General features: G+C 70.1%; 25 protein-coding genes. 7 read left to right on the top strand and 18 right to left on the bottom strand.

Annotated features, from left to right (window positions below; all coding sequences use genetic code 11):
• Positions 1-22 precede the first annotated feature (22 nt).
• Positions 23-1,015: a glutathione S-transferase family protein gene (locus E2169_RS06980; protein WP_132985883.1), complete on the bottom strand. Its 993-nt coding sequence runs from the start codon at positions 1,013-1,015 to the stop codon at positions 23-25.
• A gap of 170 nt (positions 1,016-1,185) precedes the next feature.
• Between E2169_RS06980 and E2169_RS06975 the strand changes: the two genes are divergently transcribed.
• Both E2169_RS06975 and E2169_RS06970 read left to right on the top strand, forming a co-directional pair.
• On the top strand, positions 1,186-2,394 hold the full coding sequence (locus tag E2169_RS06975; RefSeq protein WP_132985882.1) for a DesA family fatty acid desaturase: 1,209 nt from the start codon (positions 1,186-1,188) through the stop codon (positions 2,392-2,394).
• Between the two features lie 13 nt (positions 2,395-2,407).
• On the top strand, positions 2,408-2,809 hold the full coding sequence (locus tag E2169_RS06970) for an EF-hand domain-containing protein (RefSeq protein WP_229659076.1): 402 nt from the start codon (positions 2,408-2,410) through the stop codon (positions 2,807-2,809).
• A 20-nt stretch (positions 2,810-2,829) separates the two neighbouring features.
• On the opposite strand, the gene E2169_RS06965 is transcribed toward E2169_RS06970, so the two are convergent.
• The 6 genes from E2169_RS06965 to E2169_RS06940 all read right to left on the bottom strand — a co-directional run bounded on the left by E2169_RS06965 (position 2,830) and on the right by E2169_RS06940 (position 9,446).
• Positions 2,830-3,348 (bottom strand): hypothetical protein, encoded by a 519-nt coding sequence (locus E2169_RS06965; RefSeq protein ID WP_132985881.1) that lies wholly within the window; start codon positions 3,346-3,348, stop codon positions 2,830-2,832.
• Positions 3,349-3,485: 137 nt separating this feature from the next.
• A complete protein-coding gene (locus E2169_RS06960) occupies positions 3,486-5,261 on the bottom strand; it encodes a sodium:solute symporter family protein (RefSeq protein ID WP_132985880.1) in 1,776 nt (591 codons plus the stop codon).
• 10 nt (positions 5,262-5,271) lie between these two features.
• Entirely contained in the window at positions 5,272-5,529 is a 258-nt protein-coding gene (locus E2169_RS06955) for a DUF4212 domain-containing protein (RefSeq protein WP_132985879.1), read from the bottom strand.
• A 29-nt stretch (positions 5,530-5,558) separates the two neighbouring features.
• On the bottom strand, positions 5,559-6,929 hold the full coding sequence (locus E2169_RS06950; RefSeq protein WP_132985878.1) for a DcaP family trimeric outer membrane transporter: 1,371 nt from the start codon (positions 6,927-6,929) through the stop codon (positions 5,559-5,561).
• Between the two features lie 68 nt (positions 6,930-6,997).
• The gene (locus tag E2169_RS06945; RefSeq protein WP_132985877.1) at positions 6,998-7,627 is read right to left on the bottom strand and encodes a 3'-5' exonuclease; all 630 of its coding nucleotides are present in this window, start codon (positions 7,625-7,627) and stop codon (positions 6,998-7,000) included.
• A 1-nt stretch (position 7,628) separates the two neighbouring features.
• A complete protein-coding gene (locus E2169_RS06940; protein WP_132985876.1) occupies positions 7,629-9,446 on the bottom strand; it encodes a DUF294 nucleotidyltransferase-like domain-containing protein in 1,818 nt (605 codons plus the stop codon).
• A 111-nt stretch (positions 9,447-9,557) separates the two neighbouring features.
• Between E2169_RS06940 and acs the strand changes: the two genes are divergently transcribed.
• Together acs and E2169_RS06930 are read left to right on the top strand one after the other, a co-directional pair.
• A complete protein-coding gene (gene acs, locus E2169_RS06935; RefSeq protein ID WP_132985875.1) occupies positions 9,558-11,501 on the top strand; it encodes an acetate--CoA ligase in 1,944 nt (647 codons plus the stop codon).
• Positions 11,502-11,507: 6 nt separating this feature from the next.
• Positions 11,508-12,176: a response regulator transcription factor gene (locus E2169_RS06930; RefSeq protein ID WP_132985874.1), complete on the top strand. Its 669-nt coding sequence runs from the start codon at positions 11,508-11,510 to the stop codon at positions 12,174-12,176.
• A 15-nt stretch (positions 12,177-12,191) separates the two neighbouring features.
• Here the strand turns inward: E2169_RS06930 and E2169_RS06925 are convergent, their stop codons facing one another.
• The 8 genes from E2169_RS06925 to E2169_RS06890 form a co-directional block, all read right to left on the bottom strand.
• Positions 12,192-12,725 (bottom strand): TlpA disulfide reductase family protein, encoded by a 534-nt coding sequence (locus E2169_RS06925; RefSeq protein WP_132985873.1) that lies wholly within the window; start codon positions 12,723-12,725, stop codon positions 12,192-12,194.
• 49 nt (positions 12,726-12,774) lie between these two features.
• Entirely contained in the window at positions 12,775-16,239 is a 3,465-nt protein-coding gene (locus tag E2169_RS06920; protein ID WP_132985872.1) for a hybrid sensor histidine kinase/response regulator, read from the bottom strand.
• A 176-nt stretch (positions 16,240-16,415) separates the two neighbouring features.
• A complete protein-coding gene (gene rpmG, locus E2169_RS06915) occupies positions 16,416-16,583 on the bottom strand; it encodes a 50S ribosomal protein L33 (RefSeq protein ID WP_188726152.1) in 168 nt (55 codons plus the stop codon).
• A gap of 7 nt (positions 16,584-16,590) precedes the next feature.
• Positions 16,591-16,827 carry a 50S ribosomal protein L28 gene (rpmB, locus tag E2169_RS06910; protein WP_132985871.1) on the bottom strand — a complete coding sequence of 79 codons (237 nt, stop codon included), beginning with the start codon at positions 16,825-16,827 and terminating at the stop codon, positions 16,591-16,593.
• A gap of 259 nt (positions 16,828-17,086) precedes the next feature.
• Positions 17,087-18,019 carry a ParB/RepB/Spo0J family partition protein gene (locus E2169_RS06905; protein ID WP_132985870.1) on the bottom strand — a complete coding sequence of 311 codons (933 nt, stop codon included), beginning with the start codon at positions 18,017-18,019 and terminating at the stop codon, positions 17,087-17,089.
• Positions 18,016-18,804, bottom strand: a complete 789-nt coding sequence (locus tag E2169_RS06900; RefSeq protein ID WP_132985869.1) for a ParA family protein — start codon at positions 18,802-18,804, stop codon at positions 18,016-18,018. The genes E2169_RS06905 and E2169_RS06900 overlap by 4 nt, the downstream gene beginning before the upstream one ends.
• 67 nt (positions 18,805-18,871) lie before the next feature.
• A complete protein-coding gene (gene rsmG / locus E2169_RS06895) occupies positions 18,872-19,522 on the bottom strand; it encodes a 16S rRNA (guanine(527)-N(7))-methyltransferase RsmG (protein WP_132985868.1) in 651 nt (216 codons plus the stop codon).
• Between the two features lie 16 nt (positions 19,523-19,538).
• The gene (locus E2169_RS06890; RefSeq protein WP_132985867.1) at positions 19,539-20,132 is read right to left on the bottom strand and encodes a 4'-phosphopantetheinyl transferase family protein; all 594 of its coding nucleotides are present in this window, start codon (positions 20,130-20,132) and stop codon (positions 19,539-19,541) included.
• Positions 20,133-20,245: 113 nt separating this feature from the next.
• Here E2169_RS06890 and E2169_RS06885 point away from each other — a divergent pair, with 113 nt between their 5' ends.
• The gene (locus E2169_RS06885; RefSeq protein WP_132985866.1) at positions 20,246-21,625 is read left to right on the top strand and encodes an AMP-binding protein; all 1,380 of its coding nucleotides are present in this window, start codon (positions 20,246-20,248) and stop codon (positions 21,623-21,625) included.
• 91 nt (positions 21,626-21,716) lie between these two features.
• Positions 21,717-21,974: a GlsB/YeaQ/YmgE family stress response membrane protein gene (locus E2169_RS06880; protein WP_132985865.1), complete on the top strand. Its 258-nt coding sequence runs from the start codon at positions 21,717-21,719 to the stop codon at positions 21,972-21,974.
• Between the two features lie 274 nt (positions 21,975-22,248).
• On the opposite strand, the gene xth is transcribed toward E2169_RS06880, so the two are convergent.
• Positions 22,249-23,022 (bottom strand): exodeoxyribonuclease III, encoded by a 774-nt coding sequence (gene xth, locus E2169_RS06875; RefSeq protein ID WP_132985864.1) that lies wholly within the window; start codon positions 23,020-23,022, stop codon positions 22,249-22,251.
• Between the two features lie 85 nt (positions 23,023-23,107).
• On the opposite strand from xth, the gene E2169_RS06870 reads away from it, so the two are divergent.
• On the top strand, positions 23,108-23,647 hold the full coding sequence (locus tag E2169_RS06870; RefSeq protein WP_132985863.1) for a gamma carbonic anhydrase family protein: 540 nt from the start codon (positions 23,108-23,110) through the stop codon (positions 23,645-23,647).
• A 55-nt stretch (positions 23,648-23,702) separates the two neighbouring features.
• Here the strand turns inward: E2169_RS06870 and aroE are convergent, their stop codons facing one another.
• Positions 23,703-24,542, bottom strand: a complete 840-nt coding sequence (gene aroE, locus E2169_RS06865; protein ID WP_132985862.1) for a shikimate dehydrogenase — start codon at positions 24,540-24,542, stop codon at positions 23,703-23,705.
• A gap of 80 nt (positions 24,543-24,622) precedes the next feature.
• Positions 24,623-25,612, bottom strand: a complete 990-nt coding sequence (gene hemB / locus E2169_RS06860; RefSeq protein WP_132985861.1) for a porphobilinogen synthase — start codon at positions 25,610-25,612, stop codon at positions 24,623-24,625.
• Between the last annotated feature and the right edge of the window lie 2 nt (positions 25,613-25,614).

Raw genomic sequence — 25,614 nt, 5'->3', positions numbered from 1 at the left:
CCGCCCCCGCGTGGTGGTCGACCTACGGCACCGGCGCGGCCGGCAGGTTCCCGCGGCCGTGCGCTGCGCCCAGGTCCTGCAGCGGGCCCAGCGGCACGATGCCGTTCGGATTGATGGTGGGATGGCTGCGGTAGTAGTGCTGCTTGATGTGGTCGAAGTCGACCGTGCCGGCCACCCCGGGCCACTGGTACAGCTCGCGCAGGTAGCCCGACAGCTGCGGATAGTCGGCGATGCGGCGCAGGTTGCACTTGAAATGGCCGTGGTACACGGGATCGAAGCGCAGCAGGGTGGTGAACAGCCGCCAGTCGGCCTCGGTGATGCGCTCGCCCAGCAGGTACCGGCGCTGCGCGAGGCGCTGGTCCACGTCGTCCAGCGCGTCGAACAGGCGGGACACCTCTTCCTCGTAGACGTCCTGGTCCGTGGCGAAGCCGGCCTTGTACACGCCGTTGTTGATGGCGTCGTAGATGCGCGCGTTGAGCGCGTCGATCTCCGGCAGCAGTGCCGTCGGCGCGTAGTCGCCCGGACGGGCGCCGACGGCGTCGAAGGCGGAGTTGAGGATGCGGATGATCTCCGAGGATTCGTTGTTGACGATGGTGTTGCGTTCGTGGTCCCACAGCACCGGCACGGTGACCCGCCCGCTGTAGTCCGGCTGCGCACGGAGGTAGACCTCGTACAGGTAGCGCGCGCCCTCCGGGTCGGGTGCGACGCCGTCGGCAGGCTCGAAGGTCCAGCCGTTCTCGCCCATGTACGGATTCACGATCGAGACCGGGATCATCTCCTCCAGGCCCTTGAGCGCGCGCAAGATGAGCGTGCGGTGGGCCCAGGGACAGGCGAGGCAGACGTACAGGCGGTAGCGCCCGGGTTCGGCGGCAAAGCCGCCCTCGCCGCCGGGGCCGGGGCGGCCGTCGGGCGTGATCCAGCTGCGGAACTGGGCGTCGGTGCGGACGAAGCGCCCACCGGTGCTGGAAGTGTCGTACCACTGGTCCACCCAGCGGCCGTCGATCAGGAGGCCCATGGCCGTGCTCCCGTGTGTCGGAGTCATCCAGCATGCCCGGCGCGGCGTTGCGGTGCGGAAACGGTCCGTCACGGACCTGTCGCCCGCCTGTCGCACCCGCCTTCCCAGGGCTGGCAATCGCCGGTGCCGCGTTCCATCATGGGGGCGTACTTCGCCCTGACCCCCATACCATGCCTGCTTCCCTGCTCGATTTCCTCGCCGGCGGCCTCGTCCAATCCGGTTTCTGGGGACTGTTCGCCTATTTCCTGGTCGTCACCCAGCTGACGATCTTCACGGTGACGCTGTACCTGCATCGCAGCCAGACCCACCGCGGCGTCGACTTCCATCCCGTGCTGGCGCACTTCTTCCGCTTCTGGTGCTGGCTGACCACGTCGATGATCACCCGTGAATGGGTGGCCATCCATCGCAAGCACCACGCGCGCTGCGAAACCGAGGAAGACCCGCACAGCCCCATGCACAAGGGCATCAAGGCGGTCTTCTGGCGCGGCGCCGAGCTCTACCGCGAGGCGCGGGCGGAGCGCGCCGACATGGAGCAGTACGGCCGCGGCACGCCCGACGACGGGATCGAGCGCAGGCTCTACACGCCCCACGCGACCATGGGGCCCGTGCTGATGCTGGCCATCAACATCGTCCTGTTCGGCGCCGCGGGCGTCGCGATCTGGGCGATCCAGATGGCGTGGATCCCGTTCTGGGCCGCCGGCGTGGTCAACGGCCTCGGCCACTGGTGGGGCTACCGCAACTTCGAGACCACCGACACCGCCACCAACCTCAGCCCCTGGGCGGTGTGGATCGGCGGCGAAGAGCTGCACAACAACCACCACGCCTTCCCGAGCTCGGCCAAGTTCGCCCTGCGCCGCTGGGAGTTCGACATCGGCTGGGCCGTGATCAAGGGCCTGCAGGCGGTGCGCCTGGCGAAGGTGCTGCGCGTGGCGCCGTCTCTGGACGTGCGCCCGAACATCCATGTGCCTGACAGCGACACCCTCAAGGCCCTGCTGGCGCTGCGCTTCCAGGCCATGACCGACTACCAGAAGCGCGTGCTGAAGCCGGCCCTGCGCGAGGAGGCCGCCGCTGCCGGTGCCAGGCTGCGCGCGCTGCTGCCGCGCAAGCTGCGCCGCGGCCTGGTCGACGACGGCCGCTGGCTGAAACCCGATGCGCGCGCGCAGCTGCAGGACTGGGTCGAACAGCGCCCGCGCATCCGCACCCTGGTCGAGCACCGCGCCCGCCTGGCGGCGCTGCTCGAGGCGCGCAGCCACGACGCCTCGGAATCGCTGGCCAACCTGCAGGCCTGGTGCCGCGAGGCCGAGGCCAGCGGCATCCGCGCGCTGCAGGACTACGCCGCGCGGCTGAAGGGGTATTCGCTGCAGCCCGCGCGCGGCTGAGGCGACGGGGCGCGTGCCCGCGGTGATCGACATGGATGCGCGGCGGCCCGGCTGGAAACAGCCGGGCCGCTTTGCGTTCGGCCTGTCCCTGCTTGTGGGCGCGGCGGCTGCGGCCGTGTCCCTGCCGGCCACGGCCCAGGTCACCGCCACCGGTGACTACCTCGAACGCATGGATGCCGATGGCGACGGCCGGGTATCGCTTGCCGAGTACCTCGACTGGATGGGCTACGCGTTCCGGGAAATGGATCGCGATGGCAACGGCGTGCTGACGTCGGCCGAACTGCCCGGCGGCAAGGGCGGGCCGGTCACGCTCCAGCAGCACCGCGCGCGGCTGGCCGAGCGCTTCGCGAAGCAGGATACGAACGGCGACGGCCTGCTCGACGCGAAGGAGCTGGCCGCGCCGCCGCAGCGCTGAGCAGGCCCCGTCGCGTGCGGCTAGCGGCCGCAGGCGGCCTGCATCACTGGATCGTCGGCGGACAGCCGCACCCAGTTCGCGTTCTTCAACTGCCCGCCGTGGTCGAGTTCAACCTCGTCGAGCAGGTCGGCCCGGCGATCCAGGTTGCAGTCGAACACCACGCCGTACTGCCGCATGGGCTCCCAGCGACCGGCGAGGATCACGCGCGTCAGCACCTGGCCCGGCACGTCGGCATGGCGGCGGTCGAAGCGGTGGTCGACGGCGATCAGCCGGTTGGTGAGCGGGACGACGTAGGTCCAGGGCCGGTACCAGGAGCGGACCTGGTTGGTGGAGGCGACCTCGACGCCGTCCGGGAAGGTGGCGGTCGTCCGGTCGAGCCATGAGTACTCCAGCCAGATCGCCATGAGCAGCATCCCGGCGCCGGCCGCGGCGGGCACGATCCACTGCGGCAGGCGCCTGCGCAACGCGATGTTGATCGAGAGCACGATGCCGGCCAGGCCGAAACCGGCGGCGATGATGGCGATGAACTCCAGCAGCATGGATGCTCCCGATGCAGTGTCGGATGGATGGCAGGGGATTGTAGTCGGCGCCGGACACGCAGCATCGCGCGTCCCGGAAGAAGGACGGCCCGCCCCCGTTGCCGGGAGCGGGCCGTCGTTTCAGCACAGTACGTGGATCAATGGTGCGCGGTGGCCGCGCCCGCGCCACGCGGGACGCGGATGTCCTCGACCAGGTGCTGGATGTGCTCCGGCACCGGCTTGGTCAGCTTCATCGTGATGTAGGCGGCGATGAAGTTGAGGAGCGCGCCGATCGCGCCGAAGCCCAGCGGCGAGATGCCGAACAGCCAGTTCTCCGGGGAGTCGGTGAGCATGTTCGTGCCCGGGATGAAGAACCAGCCCTTGTAGGTGAACAGGTACACGCTGGTGGCGATCAGGCCGGTCAGCATGCCGACCACCGCGCCCGTGGAGTTCATCTTCGTGGAGAAGATGCCCATCATGATCGCCGGGAACAGCGAGCTTGCCGCCAGTCCGAACGCGAACGCCACGGTTTGCGCCGCGAATCCCGGTGGATTCATGCCGAGCCACGTCGCGAGCACGATCGCGGCCGCCATCGACACGCGCGCCGCCAGGAGCTCTCCCTTTTCGGTGATGTCGGGCTTGAACGTGCGCTTGATCAGGTCATGGCTCACCGCCGACGAGATCGCCAGCAGCAGGCCTGCCGCCGTCGACAGCGCTGCGGCCAGGCCGCCGGCCGCGATCAGGGCGATCACCCAGCCCGGCAGGCGCGCGATCTCCGGGTTCGCCAGCACCAGGATGTCCTGGTTGAAGGTGACCATCTCGTTGCCCTGCCAGCCGCGCTCGGCCGCGACCGCGGCGAACTCGGTGCTGGCCTCGTTGTAGGACTGGATCATGCCGTCGCCGTTCTTGTCCTCGAACGCCAGCAGGCCGGTCTGTTCCCAGGTGTGCATCCAGTCCGGGCGCGCCTCATAGGTGAGCGACGGGGCCTGGGTGCCTTCGGGATAGATCGTGGTGAGGATGTTCAGCCGCGCCATCGCGCCCACGGCCGGGGCCACGGTGTAGAGCAGGGCGATGAACACCAGCGCCCAGCCCGCCGACTTGCGCGCGTCCGACACCTTGGGCACGGTGAAGAAGCGGACGATCACGTGCGGCAGGCCCGCGGTGCCGACCATCAGCGACAGCGTGAACAGCGTCATGTTGAGCGTCGAATCATGCAGGCCGGTGTAGTCGTTGAAGCCCAGGTCCACCAGGATCTGGTCAAGCCTGGCCAGCAGCGGCATGCCACTGTCGACATGGGTGGAGAACAGGCCCAGCTGCGGGATCGGGTTCTCTGTCAGCTGCAGCGAGATGAACACCGCCGGGATGGTGTAGGCGATGATCAGCACGATGTACTGCGCCACCTGGGTGTAGGTGATGCCCTTCATGCCGCCCAGCACCGCATACACGAACACCACCGTCGAGGCGATCAGCAGGCCGGTATTGGTATCCACCTCGAGGAAGCGCGAGAACGCCACGCCGGCGCCGGTCATCTGCCCGATCACGTAGGTGATCGAGATCATCAGCAGCGACGCCACCGCCACCAGGCGCGCGGTGCGGCTGTAGTAGCGGTCGCCGATGAACTCGGGCACGGTGAAGCGGCCGAACTTGCGCAGGTAGGGTGCCAGCAGCATCGCCAGCAGCACGTAGCCGCCGGTCCAGCCCATCAGGTAGGCGGAGTTGCCGTAGCCGACGAAGGCGATCAGGCCCGCCATCGAGATGAACGAGGCCGCCGACATCCAGTCCGCGGCGATCGCCATGCCGTTCATGACCGGATGGACACTGCGGCCCGCGGCGTAGAACTCGGAGGTGGAAGCGGCGCGCGCCCAGATCGCGATCGCGATGTAGACCAGGAACGAGCCGCCGACGAAGATGAGGTTGAGAGTGAACTGATCCATGGTCGGCCCCTTATTGCTCGTCCACGTCGTACTCGCGATCGAGCCGGTTCATGTACCAGGTGTAGAAAACGATGAGCGCGATGAAGGTCAGGATCGAACCCTGCTGCGCGAACCAGAAGCCCAGGTCGGTGCCGCCGATGCGGATGCCCGCGAGCAGCGGGCGCAGGATGATGCCGAACCCGTACGACACCAGGGCCCAGATGCCCATGCAGATGAAGATGATCCGGAGATTGGCCTTCCAGTAATTTTGTGGTGATTTCTCGGACATGGCTGTCTTTGCCCCCTCAGGCAGGTGGATCAGAAGGTGTACTTGACGGTCGTCTGGATGCGCTTGAGGTCGCCCTTGCGGTTGTCCTCGAGCTCACGCTGGCCCCAGCCGATCTCGGCGCCGATGTCGAGCTTCGGGAACGGCGAATAGATCAGGTTGGCGTGGAAGGACTGCGCGCGCTCGGTGGCGGCAAAACTGCCCGGACCCCAACCCACGAGGCTGCGGTCGTTGTCGAACTCGGCCACCGAATACATCAGGTTGCTGCGCAGCTTGCCGTTGAAGGCATGGCGCCAGGCGACGAAGCCGCCGGCACCGTCCTGCGCGTGCAGGTTGCCGTTGGCGTCGACCACCGAGTCGGCGCCCAGGCCGAAGCCGAGGTAGCGGCCGATGCCGCTGCCGTAGTTGGCCATCCAGCGGATGTCGTCGTTGGCGCCGATGTTGAACCGGCCGGACAGGCTGACCGCGGCGCCGGTGGCGGTCTCGTCCCCGGACTTGAGCTGGCGCAGCAGGCCGGCGGCGCTGAAGTGGCCCCAGTCACCCTTCATCACATAGCGCGCGGTCAGGTCGGGCAGGGAGTCGCTGCCACCGGCGTTGTTGCGCGCGGCAGTGGTGATGTTGCTGACCGTGGTGTGCGGGTTCTCCAGGGCAACGGAGAACGGCCCGCTGGTGTAGCGGATCTGCGCCTGGCGCACGAAGGTGGTGCCTTCGGTGACGCCGACGAAGTCCACGGCCTCCGGCAGCGCCGCCACGTCCTGGAAGTTCGACCAGGTCTGGCCGGCCAGCCAGCTGTTCCAGGTCACGAAGGCCTGGCGCAGGGTGACGCCGTGGGTGTTGGTACTGACCTCGTTGCCGAGGTTCGCGCTGCCGCCGCCGTACATGTCGGCCTCGATGTAGGCGCGGAACTTGTCGCCGCCCTCGGTGGTGTGGTCGGCCGCGAACCAGAACCGCGAGAAGGCGGCATGGAAGTCGGTATAGGGGTCGCTGTCGGGCTCGGCGCCGTTGGCGGTGACCGGGATCGTGCTCGGCACGTAGAACAGGCGCCCCGCGGAGCCTTCGGCGATCGCGCCGTCGCTGGTGTCGGTGACCATCGCGTCGAACTTGATGAAGCCACCGTAGGTGAACACCGCGTCCGGGTTGGCAAGGATCGGCTTGGACTGCAGCGGCGCCGCCGCCGGCTGCGCGACCTGGACCTGGTCGAGCCGGGTCTGGGCCTGGGAGATGCTTTCCTGCTGCTGTTGCTGCCCCTGCAGCAAGGTCTGGATCTGCGCCTCGAGCTGCGCGACCCGTGCCTCCAGCTCTGCTTCCTTCGCGGTCTGCGCGAAGGCCATGCCGGGGGCCGCCAGTGCGACCAGGACCGCGGTTGCCAGCAATCGCCGCGAATTGCGTTGTTTCGTCGTCATTGCTCCCTCCCACAGGATGTCCGCATAGCGCGCGGTTCCCCGAGCCTGACTGCGCGGCCGGCGCCCGCCTATTCGCCATTGGTCGAATAGGCCGACCCGCGTGCCGCCTGCAGCGCCAGCCAGCACAGGCCGACGGTGACCGCGTCGCCGAGCGCGCTGTGGCGGCCCAGCACCGGCACGCCAAGGCTGTCGGCGATGTGCCGGAACTCGAGGTTGGGCGGCGCGTTGGGCAGGGCCCGCCGCGCTCGCGCGGCGTAGGCATCGGCCAGGTCCACGCGCGGGTTGGGCAGCCCGAAACCCGCCAGCCCGCGCACGTGCGGCGACAGCATCGCCAGGTCGAAGGACAGGTGGTAGCCGAGCAGGGTGCGTCCCTCCAGCCAGTGCAGGAACTCGCGCACCGCGGCCGTGACCGCGACGCCTTCGGCGGCCTCGTCGGGGGTGATGTGGTGGTGGCGGATGGAATCGATGCCGAATTCGCGGTCGGCGCGGATGCGGCGCTCGAAGCGCTCCGAGGTCAGCACCCGGCCATCGCGCACGGGCACCGCGGCGAGGCTGAGGATGTGGTCCTGCTTCGGGTCCAGGCCCGTGGTTTCCAGGTCCAGGCTGATCCACTCGCCGGGCGGCGCGGGCCTCAGCAGGCCGGCCCATTCGCCGTCGCCGGCCTTCCGTTGCAGCCACCAGCGCCGGAATGCCCGCATCCTAGTCGCGCAGGTGGAAGCTTTGGCGGATGTGGCTGCGGAAGTCCTTGACCACGTGCAGCGCGTCGCGCACCAGTTCGCGGTCGAGCCGGCGCAGCCGCGTGGGATCGATGTGGTTGTCGGCGGCCCTGCCCTCGGCCAGCGCAGCGAACTGCGCATCCAGGCGCATGTGCTGGAACACGTTGAGCGCCTGCGGCAGGTCCCGGCCCAGCCCGGGCGACAGCTCGCCGCACTCGACCAGCGCGGCGCAGCGCTCGCGGCTGGCGGTGGCGGTGATCCCGTGGCGCAGCGCCAGGCAGCGCAGGCCATGGACCACCGGGAAGATGCCGCCCTTCTTGATGTCGGTGCCGGCGCCGTCGGCCCGGACCCGGCCGAAGAAGGTCAACGGGGTGTCGAACCCGAGCGTGGCCGCGGCCAGGTGGTGGAGCAGGATCCCGTCGTCGCCCAGCGCCATCAAGGCGTCCTTGACCGGCGCGAACAGCGCCATGTTGCCGGCGACCGGCCGCGCGTCGAGGGCGATCGACAGGTCCAGCGCACCCTCGCCGCCGTGCACGTGCTTCCACTGGCCGATGCGATCGCGCCATTGCGCCGCGCTCATCCGCCAGTGCGGATTGTCGACCATCACCCTGCCGGGGCAGGGCGGATAGCCGACTTTCGCCAGTGCGGCGCTGAAGCGGTCCATAGCCTCCGGGAGCCCCGGCCAGTCGAGGTCGTCGGCGAGCACCAGCGCGTTGTCCTGGTCGGTCTTGAGCAGCTGTTCGTGGCGGCCTTCGCTGCCCATGACCAGCAGGCAGACGCGGTCGCGCAGCTCCGCCGGGACCACCAGGTCGAAGATGCGGGCCATGATGCGGCTGTTGAGCGCGCTGACCAGCTGCATCATGTAGGGGATGCGCGTGCCGTTGACATTGAGGCTGCGCACCAGCCGGGTCATGCCGGTGGCGGCCTCGGCGATGGCGTCGATGTCGCGCGCGCGGGCCAGGCGCAGGCTGATCAGGTGCGAGTGGCTGGCGAAGTGGGCCAGCACTTCGGCCATGCCCAGGGTCCCCGCGATCCGGCTGCCTTCGGTGACCACCACGCGCTCGATCTGGCGCTCGGTCATGTCGATCAGGGCCTGGAACAGCACTTCGCCCGTGCCGATGGTGGCCAGCGGGCGGCTGGCCAGCGGGCCGATCGGCGCTTCCAGCGGCAGGCGCAGCCGCGTCAGTGCCTCCAGCAGGTCGGTACGGGTGACGATGCCCGGGGTGTCGTGCGCAGGGTCGTAGACCAGCAGGCAGTCCACGCGCCGCTCGCGCAGGCGTGCGCTGGCCTCGGCGATGCTGGTCGTCGCGTCGACGCGTTCCGGGGGAGCGAGGTCGGCCTCCCCGACCCGGATCACCATCAGTTCCGCGGCCTCGCCCCGCTCGCTGCCGCTGGAGAGCCGGCCCTTGGTGGCCAGTCCCTCGTTGAAGTACGCCGCGACCGGGGGGTTGTCGGCCAGCAGCTGGCGAAAGGTCGCGGCCGGGACCAGGTGGGTCAGGCAGTCGCCGTCGGCGCGGTAGCTCAGGCGCGCGCGCCCGGCCATGACCGCCCAGGCACCGATGACGTCGCCCGGCCCGTAGTCTGCGAAGCGCTCCTCGCGGCCGCGGTCGTCCACCTGGTGGGCGTGGACCAGGCCCTTGAGGATGATGAAGACGTGCGGCGAGTCCTTGCCCGCCTCGATCAGGGTGGTGCCGGCGGGATGGAAGCCGATGTCGACGCTGGCCTCCAGTTGGCGGCGCCCCGCGTCATCGAGCAGGTCGAAGGGCGGGAGGCTGAGGTCCAGGCCGGGCACGGGATCCATGGCCGCATTGTGCGTCGCACGCGGCGGGCGGTGAATAGACGAAGGTCTAAAAACCCGGTTGCATGGCAATGCGGCAAACTGACCTGTACACGTTCCAGAGGGTCAGCTGCCATGTCCGATGTCTACCCCGTCCCAGAGGCCTTCGCCGCGCAGGCCAACGTCAAGCCGGCCGACTACGAGCGCGACTACGCCGAGTCCATCCGCGACCCCGACGCGTTCTGGGGGCGCATCGCCCAGCGCCTCGAATGGATGACGCCGCCGACCCGCATCCGCGACGTCAGCTTCGACCGCGAGGATTTCCGGATCCGCTGGTTCGCCGATGGCGAGCTCAACGTCAGCGTGAACTGCCTCGACCGCCACCTTGCCACCCGCGGCGACAAGACCGCGCTCATCTTCGAGCCCGACAGTCCCGATGGCGAGGCCCAGCGCGTCAGCTACCGAGACCTGCATGCCCGGGTCTGCCGCCTGGCCAACGCGCTGCGCAACCTCGGCGTCGCCAAGGGCGATCGCGTCACCATCTACCTGCCGATGATCGTCGAGGCGGCGGTGGCCATGCTGGCCTGTGCCCGTATCGGCGCGGTGCACAACGTGGTGTTCGGCGGCTTCTCCGCCAACTCGATTGCCGACCGCGTGGGCGACTGCAAGGCCAAGCTGATCATCACCGCCGACGAAGGCCTGCGCGGCACCAAGAAGGTGCCGCTGAAGGCCAACGTCGACGCCGCGCTCAAGCTGCCGGGCACCACCACCGTCGAGACCGTGCTGGTGGTGCGCCACACCGGCGGCGCGGTCGACATGCAGATGCCGCGCGACCGCTGGTACGACGCCGTGGTCGACGACCAGCCCGATACCTGCGAGCCCGAGCGCATGAACGCGGAAGACCCGCTGTTCATCCTCTACACCTCGGGCTCCACCGGCAAGCCCAAGGGCGTGCTGCACACCACCGGCGGCTACCTGCTGTTCGCGTCCTTCACCCATGAATGCGTGTTCGACCTCAAGGAAAACGACGTCTACTGGTGCACTGCAGACGTGGGCTGGGTCACCGGCCACAGCTACATCGTCTACGGCCCGCTGGCCAACGGCGCCACCTCGCTGATCTTCGAAGGCGTGCCGAGCTATCCCGACGCCTCGCGCTTCTGGCAGGTGATCGACAAGCACCAGGTGACCATCTTCTACACCGCCCCGACCGCCATCCGCGCGCTGATGCGCGAGGGCGACGAGCCGGTGAAGAAGACCTCGCGCAAGTCGCTGCGCCTGCTGGGCAGCGTCGGCGAGCCGATCAACCCCGAAGCCTGGCGCTGGTATCACGACGTGGTCGGCGACGGCCGCTGCCCGATCGTCGACACCTGGTGGCAGACCGAGAACGGCGGCATCCTGATCTCGCCGCTGCCCGGCGCCTGGCCGACCAAGCCGGGCTCGGCCACGCGGCCGTTCTACGGCGTGCAGCCCGCGATCGTGGACCCGGCCGGCAACGTCCTCGAGGGCGAGGCCGAGGGCAACCTCGTCATCCTCGACTCCTGGCCAGGCATGATGCGCACCGTCTACGGTGACCACGAGCGCTTCTTCGACACCTATTTCGCCGCCTATCCCGGCACCTACTTCACCGGCGACGGCTGCCGCCGCGACGCCGACGGCTATTACTGGATCACCGGCCGGGTCGACGACGTGATCAACGTCAGCGGCCACCGTATCGGCACCGCCGAGGTCGAGAGCGCGCTGGTGCTGCACCCGAAGGTGGCCGAGGCCGCGGTGGTGGGCTTCCCGCACGACGTCAAGGGCCAGGGCATCTATGCCTATGTGACCCTGGTGGCGGGCGAAGTCGAAAGCGACGCGCTGCTGAAGGAACTGGTCGCCCACGTGCGCAAGGAAATCGGCCCGATCGCATCGCCCGACTTCCTGCAGTGGGCGCCGGCGCTGCCGAAGACGCGCTCGGGCAAGATCATGCGGCGTATCCTGCGCAAGATCGCCGAGAACGCGCCCGACCAGCTCGGCGACACCAGCACCCTGGCCGACCCCTCCGTGGTCGACGCGCTGCTGGGCAACCGACGGGATGCATGAGCGCACGTGGCCACCCTGCTGATCGCCGACGACCACCCCCTGTTCCGCGAAGCGCTGCGGGGGGCGGTCGCGCGCGTGCTGCCGGGCGCCACGCTGCACGAGGCCGACAACGTCGACAAGCTCTACGCCCTGGTGGAGTCCGAGCCCGACGCCGACCTTCTGCTGCTTGACCTCAACATGCCGGGCGCGCACGGCTTCAGCGCCCTGGTGCACCTGCGCGCGCAGCACCCGGAGCTGCCGGTGGTGGTGGTGTCGGCGCGCGAGGAGCCTGCGGTGATGCGCCGCGCGCTCGACCACGGCGCGATGGGCTTCATTCCCAAATCGGTGGACTCGGCCACGCTTGGCCTGGCGCTGACACAGGTGCTGGAGGGCGACCGCTGGGCGCCGCCCGCGGCGCATGCCGCACCGGCTGCCGGTGCCGACGAACACGACGCCGCCCAGCGCGTGGCCGACCTCACCCCGCAGCAGTTCCGCGTCCTGCAGATGCTGGGCGAGGGCCTGCTCAACAAGCAGATCGCCTATGAGCTCGGCGTGTCGGAGGCCACGATCAAGGCGCACATGACGGCCATCCTGCGCAAGCTCGGCGCGAACAACCGCACCCAGGCGGTGTTGATCGCCGGCAAGCTGGCGCTGGAGCCGGGCGTGGTCGCGCCGCAGCCCGACGAAGGTGACTGAGGCCCGGTCTCGGCGTCATGAGCCCGCGGGGCGCGTAAGTACCTCGGGCGGCAGCACCGACATGACTTCTTCCACGATCCCCGGCAGCGCGGCCTCGCTGTAGCCGCGGTGCACGGCGGCGACCTTGCCTTCGCGGTCGACGATGAACATGTTCGGCAGCGCCTGCACGCCGTAGCTGTCGCTGATGCGGCCGCGCAGGCCGTGCACCCAGGTGACGTCGATGTCCTTGTTGGCGCGGATCACCGCGAGGAACTCCTTGCGCGGCTCCTTGACGTTCACCGCGATGACCTCGAGCGCGTCGCGTCCCACCGCCTGCTGGAAGCGCCCGAGCACCGGCAACTCCTTGCGGCAGGGCCCGCACCACGACGCCCAGAAGGTCACGATCACGACCTTGCCGCGGTAGTCGCGCAGGTCGATCGCGCTGCCGCCGAACTGGCTGCCGAGGTCGAAGGGCGGCACTTCGCCCACCCTGGGCTGGACCGCGTCGGCTGCCGACACGGGCAGGAAGGAGGCGCACAGCAAGAGCAGGATCAGCAGGCGTCGAAACATGGATGTCCCCGGTTCGCAATCCACACGTCGAGGCTAGCATCGATGTTCCCTACGGCGTATGCCCCGCCACATGCGCACTCCGCTGCGCCGCCAGGAACGCCCTTAGCGACGCCGGCTTGATCGGCTTGGTCAGCACCCGATAACCCCGGGACCGCGCATCCCGCTTCACCTGGTCGCTGCCGTCCGCGGTCACCAGCGCACCCGGCACCCGCGGGCCATGCTCGCGCAGCGCGTCCAGCGTATCCAGGCCGTCCATCCGGTCATGCAGGTGGTAGTCCACCAGCAGCACGTCCGGCGCTTCGGTCATCTTCTGCAGTGCCTCGTCCACGGTGGTCGCGCGCAGCACTTCGATGTTCCAGCGCCCCAGCAGCAGGACCATGCCGGCGAGGATGTCGACGTCGTTGTCCACGCACAGCACGCGCATGCCGTCGAGCGAGTCGGGCAGGCTGATGGCCTGGACCGGGGCCGGCGGCAGTTCGGCCAACGCCGAGCGCGGCGTGCGGATCGAGAACATGCTGCCGCGGCCGGGGCGCGAGCGCACGTTGAGCGGATGCGACAGCACGTTGGAGATGCGCTGGCAGATCGACAGGCCCAGGCCCAGGCCCTGCGCGTCCCAGCTGTCGGGATGCTCGATGCGGAAGAACTCGTCGAAGATCTGCTGCAGGTGGTAGGTGGGGATGCCCGGGCCGGTGTCCCAGACCTGCAGCTCGACATCGCCGCCGCGCAGGCGCGCGGCGAGCACGATGCGCCCCTCGCGGGTATAGCGCAGGGCGTTGGCGAGGAAGTTCTGCAGCACGCGGCGCAGCAGGCGGCGGTCGCTGCGCACCGGCAGGTGGCGGGCGTGCACGCGCAGGTCGATGCCGCGGGCCGCGGCCAGCGGTGCGTACTGGGCGGCGAGCTCGGCCAGGAGTTCGGCGGCGTCGAAGTCCGAAAGCTGGGGTTCCAGCGCACCGGTGTCCAGGCGCGAGACGTCGAGCAGGCCTTCCAGCAGCTCCTCGGCGGCGCGCAGCGAGGTGTCCACACGCTCGGCGAGGTGGTGCTGCTCGGCGGCGGTGTCGCTTTCGCGCAGCGCGGAGGCGAACAGGCGCGCTGCGTTGAGCGGCTGCAGCACGTCGTGGCTGACCGCGGCCAGGAAGCGTGTGCGCGAGGCCTGCGCGGCCTCGGCCTCGCGGGTGCGGGTGGCGACGCGCTGTTCCAGCGTTTCGTTCACCTCGCGCAGTTCGCGCTCCACGCGCTTGTACTCGGTGACGTCGCTGTAACTGGTGACATAGCCGCCGCCGGGCAGTGGCTGGCCGCGCATCTCCACCACCTGGCCGGTGCTGCGCACGCGTTCGAACACGTGGGGTGAGCCGGCGCGCATGTACTCGATGCGCTTCTCGACCTCGGTGTCGATGTCGGGACTGCCGCTGCCGAGCTCGCCGCGCAGGGCGTTGTAGCGGATCAGGTCGGCCACGGGGCGGCCGACGTAGAGCATGCCTTCAGGGTAGTCGTACATCTCGGCATAGCGCAGGTTCCAGGACACCAGGCGCATGTCGCGGTCGACCACGCTCACGCCCTGGTCGAGGTTGTCGAGCGTGGCCGAGAGGATCGCGCGGTCGAACCTGAGGTCCTGGCCGGCCTCGTCGAGCACCGCCACCACTTCGGCCACGTCCATGCCCGAGCCCTTCAGCGCGCTGGTCATCACCAGGCGCGCCGAGGCGGCGCCGATGGCGGCGGCCAGCAGGCGCTCGGTGAACTGGGCCCAGGCGCGGTCGCTGGGGGCGGCGGGGTCGAGCTCGCGGCTGCTGCCGGTGGCGTGGTCGGCGAAGGCGCGGCGCGCGGTCGATTCGCCGACGATGCGCCCGGCCAGGGTCATCAGGTCGCCGAGCTGCATCGAGGAGTGCGGGACGCCGCTGCCCGCCGGCAACTGTGCCGAAGCATAGGGATCGAGGAAGGGCGCGGTGCGCAGGCGCTCCTCGAAGCTGGGGCGCCAGCGCGCCGACACCAGGAACAGCGCGCCGATGTTCGCCAGCAGCGACCAGAACGTGCCGTGGGTCAGCGGATCCCAGCCGGCCAGCCCGAACAGCTGGCGCGGCCGCAGCCAATCGATCCCGAAGGGCCCGGCGAGCAGCCAGGCGTCGTCGAACCAGCCGGCTTCGGTCAGCGTGGGCAGCAGCAGCGTGTAGATCCACATCGCGAAGCCCAGCAGCAGGCCGGCCTCCACGCCCTGGCGGCTGGCGCCGCGCCAGTACAGGCCACCGATCAGCGCCGGCGCGAACTGTGCCACCGCGGCGAAGGACATCAGGCCGTAGGAGGCCAGGGTGGTGTCGCTGCCGCTGACGCGGTAGTAGCCCCAGGCCAACGCGGCGAAGCAGACGATGGCCACGCGGCGGATCCACAGCACGGTGGAGGCGACGTTGCCTCCGTGGCGCTGCGCCCAGCCGCGGGCAAGCAGGGGCGGCATGATCAGATCGTTGGAGACCATGGTCGCCAGCGCCACGCTGGACACGATCACCATGCCGGTGGCCGCGGAAAAGCCGCCCACGTAGGCGAACAGCGTCAGCAGGTCGCGGCCCTCGGACAGCGGCAGCGCCAGCACCAGGGTATCGGCCGAGGCGCCAGCGCCCGCGACGGTGCCCGACATCGCCAGACCCGCCGCGGCGATCGGCAGCACGGCCAGCGACACCAGCGCCAGGTAGCCGCCGAACATCCAGCGCGCGCGGCGGATGTCGGAGACGTCCATGCACTCGACCACCGCGACGTGGAACTGCCGCGGCAGGCAGATGATGGCGGTGAACGCGAGCAGGGTCTGGCCGATGAAGCCCGTCGGCGCCGATTGCGACAGCAGGGTGGCGGTGGCTTCGGCCAGCGGCAGGTCGCGGCCCCTGAACCAGAACACCGCGAACACGCCGACGAACACCAGCGCCATCAGCTTGACCATCGACTCCAGCGCGATGGCCAGCATCATGCCCGGGCGGTGCTCGGTGGCGTCGACCTGGCGGGTGCCGTAGAGGATCGCGAACAGCGCCATCAGCACGGCGACGTACAGCGCCGGGTCGCCGATGCTGTCCAGGAGCTCGTCGCCGCCGCCGAGCACGTTGAGGCTCAGCGCAACCGCCTTGTACTGCAGCGCGAGGTAGGGCACCGCGGCGATCAGCGCGATCAGCGTGACCAGGGCCGCCAGCCGCTGCGCGCGGCCGTAGCGGGCGGCGATGAAGTCGGCGATCGAGACCGTGCTCTGGCTCTGCGCCACCAGCGCCAGGCGCTCGAGGATGCGCCAGCCGAACAGCAGCATCAGCAGCGGACCGAGGTAGATCGCGAAGTAGCCGATGCCGTTGCGCGTGGCGGTGCCGACCGCGCCGTAAAAGGTCCACGACGAGCAGTACACCGCCAGCGAGAGGCTGTAGACCAGCGGCCGCAGCCAGCTGCCGCCGGCGCGCATGTGCACCGGGTGGCGGTCGCCCCACCAGGCGACGGCGAACAGCAGCGCCGCATAGCCCAGCGATACCAGCAGCAGGATCCAGCCCGGCAGCATCCGCGTCCCCGCCCCTCCATCGTGTGGGAGCAGCTGCGGCTGCGACCGATCGCCCGGGTCGCAGCTGCAGCTGCTCCTACAGTATGCCCAATGCCACGGCAGACCCGATGCCGGCATCCGCCCACGAAAAAGCCCGCCTTGCGGCGGGCTTTTCGCGGAACAAGGGAAGGCAGGCCTTACTTGATCTTGCCTTCCTTGTAGATCACGTGCTTCCGGACGACGGGATCGTACTTCTTGATCTCCATCTTGCCGGGGGTGTTCTTCTTGTTCTTGTCGGTGGTGTAGAAGTGGCCGGTGTTGGCCGAGGAGATCAGTCGGATCTTGTCGCGCTTGCTAGCCATGATGTTCTCCTCAGACCTTTTCGCCGCGGGCGCGGAGTTCGGCCAGAACGACGTCGATGCCGTTCTTGTCGATGGTGCGCATGGCATGGGCGGACACGCGCAGCTTCACCCAGCGGTTCTCGCTGGCGACCCAGAACCGGCGCTCGTGCAGGTTGGGAAGGAAACGGCGGCGGGTCTTGTTGTTGGCGTGTGAGACGTTGTTGCCTGTCTGCACTCGCTTGCCGCTGACCTGGCAAACTCGGGACATAACGCACCTCGATGGTGATTGGTGTACCCCATGGCCTGGGGGACGGCGGCCCCGGCAGGCCCTTGCGGGGCGTGCCATGCGAAACGGGTCAAGGTCGCTGCCGGGCGGGGCGCCGGAATCGCACTCCGGGCCGCCGGGGTCGTCCCAAGGGATGACCGGACGCAGCGAGCCGAGCATTTTGTGGCATTGATGGGGGTTTGGCAAGACTTGCCCCCATCCGCCCTCCAGGCGCCTTCCCCCGCCTTGCGGGCGAAGGGGGTCAGCGCTGGCGGCGCAGCCTCTCCAGCACGCCATCCAGCGAGTCCAGGTCGCTGTAGTGGATCACCAGCTTCCCCTTGTTCCCGCGCCCGTGCGCGATGCTGACCCTGGTCGCCAGCACTTCCGACAGCTCGTTCTCCAGCGCCACGATATCCGCCTGCGGCTTCGCCGAGCCGCTGCCGGCCTTCTTCTTCGCCGTCGTCGGCAGGCGGCCGGCGGCGAACTGCTGCGCCCGGTGTTCCACTTCGCGCACCGACCAGCCGTGCTCCGCGGCATCGGACGCCAGCTTGCTCGCCAGCTCCGGCGACAGGGTCAGCAGGGCGCGGGCGTGGCCCATCTCCAGGCGCCGGGCCTCGAGCAGGATGCGGATCGCCGGCGGCAGCTCCAGCAGGCGCAGCAGGTTGGACACCGACGCGCGCGAGCGGCCCACGGCCTCGGCCGCGGCGGCATGGGTCAGGTCGAATTCGTCGATCAGGCGCTGCAGGGCCTGGGCCTCTTCCAGCGGGTTCAGATCCTCGCGCTGGATGTTCTCGATCAGCGCCATGGCCACGACCGTGCGGTCGTCGACCTCGCGCACCACCACCGGGATCTCGGCCAGGCCGGCCTCGCGCGAGGCGCGCCAGCGGCGCTCGCCGGCGATGATCTCGAAGGTGCGGTCGGGCAGCTGGCGCACGACGATCGGCTGGATCACGCCCTGGGCGCGGATCGATTCCGCAAGCTCGGTGAGCTTGCCCGGGTCCATGTGCTGCCGCGGCTGGTATTTGCCGGGCGCCAGCGCGTCCACGGGCAGCGTGCGCAGCGCGTCGCCCGGGCGCGCTTCCAGCGCCGGGGCCCCTTCGGCGGCCTTGGGGCCGAGCAGGGCTTCGAGCCCGCGGCCCAAGCCACGCTTCTTGGCCGCCGCCTTCACGGTCGGTGCCTTCTTGCCGGCGGTCATGCCGCGTTCTCCTTTTGTTCGCGCTCGCGCTGGCGGCGGATGACTTCACCGGCCAGGCCGAGGTAGGCGATGGCGCCCCGCGAGGCGCGGTCGTAGCCGACGATGCTCTGGCCGTGGCTGGGCGCCTCGGCCAGGCGCACGTTGCGCGGCACGATGGTGCGGAAGACCTTGTCGCCGAAGTGCGTGACGAGTTCGGCCGAGACCGCGTTGGTGAGGTTGTTGCGCACGTCGAACATGGTGCGCAGCACGCCTTCGATCTCCAGCCCGGGATTCAGCCGCGCCTTCAGCGCCTCGATGGTCTGCAGCAGCGAGCTCAGGCCTTCGAGCGCGTAGTACTCGCACTGCATCGGCACCAGCACGCTGTCGGCGGCGGTGAGCGCGTTGAGCGTGAGCAGCGACAGCGCCGGCGGGCAGTCGACGATGATGTAGTCGTACTCCGGGCGCAGCGGGTCGAGCGCGCGCTTGAGCCGTTGCTCGCGGCCTTCCTCGTCCATCAGCTCGATCTCCGCCGCGGTGAGGTCGGTGTTGCCGGGCAGCAGGTCGAAGCCTTCGGGCGTGCGCACCACGGCATCGGCCGCGTGCACTTCTTCAAGCAGCACGTCGCAGGTCGAAGCGGCAAGTTCGCGCTTGTCCACGCCGCTGCCCATGGTGGCGTTGCCCTGCGCGTCGAGGTCGACCAGCAGCACGCGCCTGGGTGTCTGCGACAGCGCGGAGGCAAGGTTCACCGCCGTTGTCGTCTTTCCGACGCCGCCTTTCTGGTTGGCGATGGCGATGATGCGGGCCATGGGCTCGGCTGCCTCGATGCAGGGATGCGACGGGAATCCCGGCCTGGAACCCCGACCGGGTCGGTGATTATGCCCCGCCCGGCCCCGCCCGGCCCACCACCACCAGATGGCGTTCGGCGTCAAGGCCGGGGACGGCCAGCGGATGCACCACTTCGACCCGCCAGCCGGCGGGCAGCGCCGTGATTTCGGCGTCCGGGTGCGCGCCCTTCATCGCCAGCAGCCGGCCGCCGGGCGCAAGCAGGTGCCCGCCGACGGCCAGGATGTCGGCCAGGGTGGCCAGCGCGCGGGCGGTGATCGCCTCGAAGGCGCCGGGCATGTCCACTGCTTCGGCCCGCGATTCGACGACGCGCGCGTTGGCCAGGCCGAGCGTGCGCACGACCTCGCGCAGGAAGCGGGCTTTCTTGCCGTTGGATTCGACCAGGGTGACCTGCAGCTCCGGCAGCGCGATCGCCAGCGGGATCCCGGGCAGGCCGGCGCCTGCGCCGAGGTCGGCAAGCGACGCGATGTCGCGCGAATGGACGTGCATCGACAGCGAGTCGAGCAGGTGCAGGGTGACCATCTCGCCTGGGTCGCGGATCGCGGTGAGGTTGTAGGTGCGGTTCCAGCGCGCCAGCAGTTCAAGATAGCGGCGCAGCGGCGCGGCCAGCGCCGGATCCAGGCCGAGCGCGGCGAGGCCGGCGTCGAGCGCGGCGTGGGGATCGGTATGCATGGCGGCCATTGTAGGCGGCGCCGGCTCAGGTCCAGCGGGCGCGCCAGGCCACGGTGGCCAGGTAATCCGGTGCGGGGCGGAAGGTCCGCAGCGTCCAGTCCGCCGGCGTGCCGAGCGCGGGATCGCAGGCCTCCAGCCGCCACTCCTCGCCCTCGAGCTCGAAGGCCAGCCGGTGCAGCCCGAAGGACAGGCCCTGGCCGTGCGCCTTCAGCACGGCCTCCTTCGCGCACCACAGGCGCACGAACGCGGGTTCGCGCAGGGCGTCGGGCATCGCCGCCAGCGCCGCGGCTTCCTCGGGGGCGAAGAAGCGCTCGGCCAGCACTCCGGCCTTGGGCCGGGGCCGCCGCAGCTCCAGGTCGATGCCCACGCGCAAACCCTGGGCCAGCGCCATCAGCAGGCCTTCGCCGCTGTGGCTCCAGCTGGCATCCCAGTCCGCGTGCGGAGCGCCCAGGTGCGGGCGGCCGTGCTCCGTGCGGTGGATTTCCAGGGCGGCGGCCGCCGTGCCGAGCTCGCCCGACAGCCACTCGCGCACCAGCGGTTCGGCCGGCCGGCCGTGGCGGTAGGGCCGCCAGGCGCAGCGGACGGGTCCGAGCTGGAGTTGGCCGTCGGCTAGCGGCATCGGGGCGGGGATCCTTTCGACACGGGGGCGGCCAGCGTAAAGTACCGCCCCGGCCGGCGGGGATTCCGGCAGCAGTCACGGGGAGCGCACGCGCGTCCGGGAGAATCGAACGCATGTCGGCAGTCATCAGCATCCATGGGCGGCAGGACGCCGCCAGCCACCTGGCATCGCCACTGGCGGTCGGCGCGCCGGAGCGCCCCCTGGCGTTCGGCGCGCACGGCAGCGTGGCGCTGTCCGATTTCCTGGCCGAGGTGCGCGGCGTGGCCGCGCTGCTGCCCGACCGCCCCTATGCGGTGAACCTCTGCGAGGACCGCTACCGCTTCCTGGTCGCCTTCGCCGCGGCCGCCGTGCGCGGGCAGGTGACCCTGCTGCCGCCGTCGCGCACGCGCGCGGCGATCGACGATGTCCGCGCCCACCATCCCGACAGCTACTGCCTGGGCGATGCCGACGCCTGCGGCTGCGAGGACATTGCGCCGCTGCAGCACTACCTGCGCCTGCCCGACGCCCTGCCGCGCGGCGACGGCGACATGCCGCAGGTGCCCAGGGACGCCATCGTCGCCATCGGATACACCTCCGGCAGTACCGGAAGGCCCACGGCCAACCACAAGACCTGGGGCAGCTTCGCCACCAGCACGGCGCAGAACATGGCTGCGCTCGATGGATTGCTGCCCGCTGGCGGCAGCGCGCACGTGGTGGCCACGGTGCCGCCGCAGCACATGTACGGGATGGAGATGTCGGTGCTGCTGCCGCTGGTCGGCGGCGTGGCGGTGCACGATGCGCGCCCCTTCTTCCCCGTCGACATCGCCGCCGCGCTGGTCGCGGCGCCGCTGCCGCCGCTGCTGGTGACCACGCCGGTTCATCTGCGCGCGCTGGTCGAGTCCGGCGTGGTGCTGCCGCCGCTGGCCGGCATCGTCACCTCCACCGCGCCCCTGTCCGCGGAGCTGGCCGGCACCGCGGAAGCCGCCTTCGGCTGCGAGGTGCGCGAACTGTTCGGCTCGACCGAGACCTGCATCCTCGCGCGGCGCCGCAGCGCCAGCGAAGAGGCCTGGACGCTGCTGCCCGGCGTCGACCTGCACCCGCAGCCCGATGGCACCCTGGTGCATGCCGCGCACCTGGCCATGCCGGTGACCCTGGCCGACATCGTCGAACTGCTTCCCGGCGGCCGTTTCCGCCTCTGCGGGCGCCAGGCCGACCTGCTCGAGATCGCCGGCAAGCGCGCCTCGCTGTCCGACCTCACCCACCGCCTGCTGGCGATCCCCGGCGTACGCGACGCCGCCCTGGTGCAGCTCGAGCCCGACGCCTGCGGCGTGCGCCGGCTGGCCGCGGTGGTGGTGGCGCCGGGTCTGGACGAAGCGGCGGTCCGCGACGGCCTGCGGCGCGCCGTGGATCCGGTGTTCCTGCCGCGACCGCTGCGCCTGGTGGCGGCGCTGCCACGCAACGAGACTGGAAAATTGCCCCGCCAGCGGCTGCTGGAGCTGCTCTCCGCGGTGTGATCGCGACCCCGGTTTGCCTACGCCGCCATCACAGGGGGAGGGCCAGACTGGCGTTGCGCCGTTCCGGCGAAGTCAAGGCACTGGAGGAGCAATGAACTTCATCATCTACCTGATCGTCGGCGGCATCGCGGGCTGGCTGGCCAGCATCATCATGCGCACGGATGGCCAGCAGGGCCTCCTGCTGAACATCATCGTCGGCATCATCGGCGGATTCCTGGGTGGCTGGCTGTTGCCGGCGATCGGCCTGGGGCTGGGCGGGGGCTGGCTGGGCTTCCTGATCACGGCATTGATCGGCGCCATCATCCTGTTGGCGATCGTCAACCTGTTCCGGCGCGGCAGCGTGCGGTGAGCGTGGGCTGGTAGAACAGCAGGTTGCGAAAAGGGGCCCGGTGATCGCCGGGCCTCTTCTCGTTTGGTTTGTCAGCCTCGATTGGCGTGTCGGCCTCGATGGGGGAGCGTGCTCCCGCAGGCGGGGTATGGACCGGCAAGGCAGCCATCCATGGCTGACTTGCCTACCGCGCACATCCTTGTGCGCTGTCCATATCCCGCCTGCGGTATCCCGCTTTCGCGGGGTTGTGGATTGCGGCTTCGGGGAGACGGTGTCCGCCGAGCGTGCCTGGGCGTCAGCCGCCGATCTGGACCCACGCGGGTGCGTGGTCGCTGGGACGCTCCCAGGTGCGGGGTTCGCGGTCGATGCCGGAGGCTGCGGCGGTGGAGAGCAGGGCGTCCGAGACCAGGGTCAGGTCGATGCGCAGGCCGAGGTCGCGGCGGAAGGCGGCCTGGCGATAGTCCCACCAGCTGAACACCCCGGCGTCGTCGCTGTGCAGGCGGAAGGCGTCGTGCAGGCCGAGGTCGAGCAGCGCCTTGAGCGCGGTGCGTTCGGCGGTGGAGGTGAGGATGTGGGTTTCGTTCCAGACCGCGGGGTCGTGCACGTCGCGGTCGTCGGGGGCGATGTTGAAGTCGCCCATCACCACCATCTTCGGATGCCGCTGCAGTTCGTCGGCCAGCCAGTCGCGAACGGCGGCCAGCCAGCGCAGCTTGTAGGCGTACTTGTCGGTGCCGACGTCCTGGCCGTTGACCACGTAGAGGTTGACGATGCGGACGCCATCCACCGTGGCCGCGATCACGCGCTGCTGCTCGTCCTCGAAGCCGGGAATGCCGTACTGCACCTCGCCGATGGCGCGGCCGCGGGCGAGGATGGCGACGCCGTTGTAGGTCTTCTGGCCGCAGAACACGCTGCGGTAGCCGAGCGCGGCCAGGGCGTCATCGGGGAAGCGCGGGTCCTCGAGCTTGGTTTCCTGCAGGCCGACGATGTCGGGCGCGAAGGCCTGCAGCCACTGCTGCAGGTGCGGCAGGCGGACGTTGAGGGAGTTGACGTTCCAGCTGGCGATTTTCATGCGGTGTCCTGTTTCACGCGCGCCGCACGAGCGGGCGATGCGGTCGGGGAGGCGGCCGCGACTATAGCCCGGCTAGAATCCCCGCATGGCCAACATCCGCCCCTACCGCGGCACGCTGCCGAAGCTCGGTGACCGCGTCTACGTCGACCCCGCCGCCACCGTCATCGGCGACGTCGAGATCGGCGACGACAGTTCGCTGTGGCCCGGCACCGTGGTGCGCGGCGACGTCAACTTCGTGCGCATCGGCGCGCGCTGCAACCTGCAGGACGGCACCATCGTCCACGTCAGCCATGCCGGGCCGCATTCGCGCATGGACGGCTACGCCACCCTGATCGGCGACGACGTCACCATCGGCCACGGCGCGATCGTGCATGCCTGCACGATCGGCCAGGGCGCGTTGATCGGCATGGGTGCCACGGTGATGGACGGGGTGGTGGTCGAGGAGCACGGCTACGTGGGCGCGGGGGCGCTGGTGCCACCGGGCAAGGTCGTGCGCAGCCGCGAGCTGTGGCTGGGCAACCCGGCGAAGCGGGTGCGCGTGATCGACGACGCGGCGGTCGAAGGCCTGCTGTACAGCGCCGCGCACTATGTGCGGCTCAAGGACGAGTACCTCGCGGCCCGGTGAGTGCCCGCGGTGCTGGCCGAGCCACCGTCGCCCGCGCGCTGGCTGCGGCGCGGCTTCAGTCCGCGGTGATCAGGTGCGAGTGTTCGGCGCGCAGTTCGCCATAGATGATGTCGGTCTCGGGCACGACGCCGTGCCAGCGCGCGAACGCCAGCGCGGCCTGCTCCACCAGCATGCCCAGGCCGTCGACGACGGCATAGGCGCCGCTGGCGCGACCCCAGGCGAGGAAGGGCACGGCGGCTTCGCCGTAGTTGAGGTCGACCGCGGCCATGCGGCGGCCCACCAGGGAGCGCGGCAGCGTCGGCAGCCCGTCGCCGCGCGCGGCCGAGGTGGCGTTGACCACCAGTTCGAACTCGCCCAGTGAGCCGATGTCGGCCAGGTGCCGTGGATGGACCCGCCCGGGCTGGCCGATCTGGTCGGCCAGGGCGTCGGCGTGGGCCGATGTCCGGTTGACGATGTAGAGGTCGCCGATGCCGGCGTCGAGCAGGGCCGGTGCCACGCCGCGCGCGGCGCCGCCGGCGCCGATCAGCAGGGTGCGGCGCGCGCGCAGATCGAGCGCGTGGCGGCCGGTGAGGTCGCGGACCAGGCCTTCGCCGTCGGTGTTGTCGCCGTGCCACTGGTCGCCGTTGCGCACCATGGTGTTCACTGCGCCTGCGCGGCGCGCGCGCTCGGTGACGTCGGCGCACAGCGCCAGGGCCTCCTGCTTCAGCGGCAGCGTGACGTTGGCACCGACGCCTCCGCGCGCGGTGAACTCGGCCAGGCGCTGCCGGAAGCTGCCGATGTCGGCGTCGAGGGCGGTGTAGTCGATGGCGATGCCGGTTTCGCGGCCGAACGCGGCGTGGATGCGCGGCGACAGCGAATGCTCGACAGGGTGCCCGAAGACAGCGTAATGCTTCATGCCGTATCTCCCGGATGCTTCGGCGGCGCGCGCTGCGTCGCCCACGAACCGAGTCTACGCCTCCGCCGTGCAGGCGGCGCTCAGTCGGCGCGCAGCCAGCGCGCGGCGTCGAGCGCGAAATAGGTCAGCACGCCGTCCGCGCCCGCGCGCTTGAAGCCCAGCAGCGCTTCGAGCACGCAGGCACGCTCGTCCAGCCAGCCGTTCGCGGCGGCCGCCTTGAGCATCGCGTACTCGCCGCTGACCTGGTAGGCGAAGGTCGGCACGCCGAAGGTGTCCTTCACCCGGCGCATCACGTCGAGATAGGGCATGCCGGGCTTCACCATCACCATGTCGGCGCCTTCGTCGAGGTCGGCGGCGACTTCGCGCAGCGCCTCGTCGGTGTTGCCGGGATCCATCTGGTAGGTGCGCTTGTCGGCCTTGCCCAGCGCCGAGGCCGAACCCACCGCGTCGCGGAACGGACCATAGAAGGCCGAGGCGTACTTGGCGGCGTAGGCGAGGATGCGGACGTTGACGTGGCCGGCCTCTTCCAGCGCCATGCGGATAGCGCCGATGCGGCCGTCCATCATGTCGCTGGGCGCGACCACGTCGGCACCGGCGCGCGCGTGCGACAGCGCCTGCTTCACCAGGGCTTCCACGGTGACGTCGTTCTGCACGTAGCCGGCGTCATCGAGGATGCCGTCCTGGCCGTGGCTGGTGTACGGATCCAGCGCGACGTCGGTGATCACGCCCAGCTCCGGAAAGCGTGACTTCAGCGCGCGCACCGCGCGCTGGCAGAGGCCGTCGTCATCCCAGGCGGCGGCGGCGTCGAGCGACTTGGCTGCGGCCGCGGTCACCGGGAACAGCGCCAGCGCCGGCACGCCGAGTACCGAAGCCTGCTCGGCCTCGCGCAGCAGTTCGTCGATCGACATGCGCTCGATGCCGGGCATCGACGGCACCGCGGCACGGCCGTCGTGCCCGTGCACGAACACGGGATAGATGAGGTCGTCGACGGTGAGCGTGTGCTCGCGCATCAGCCGCCGCGAAAAGGCGTCGCGTCGCATCCGCCGGAAGCGGGTGTCTGGATAGGTCATGG

The sequence above is a fragment of the Luteimonas terricola genome, assembly GCF_004352845.1.
GTDB lineage: Bacteria > Pseudomonadota > Gammaproteobacteria > Xanthomonadales > Xanthomonadaceae > Luteimonas > Luteimonas terricola.
Note: the sequence above shows the minus strand (reverse complement) of the source record. Positions and strands in the feature narration are given on the sequence as shown.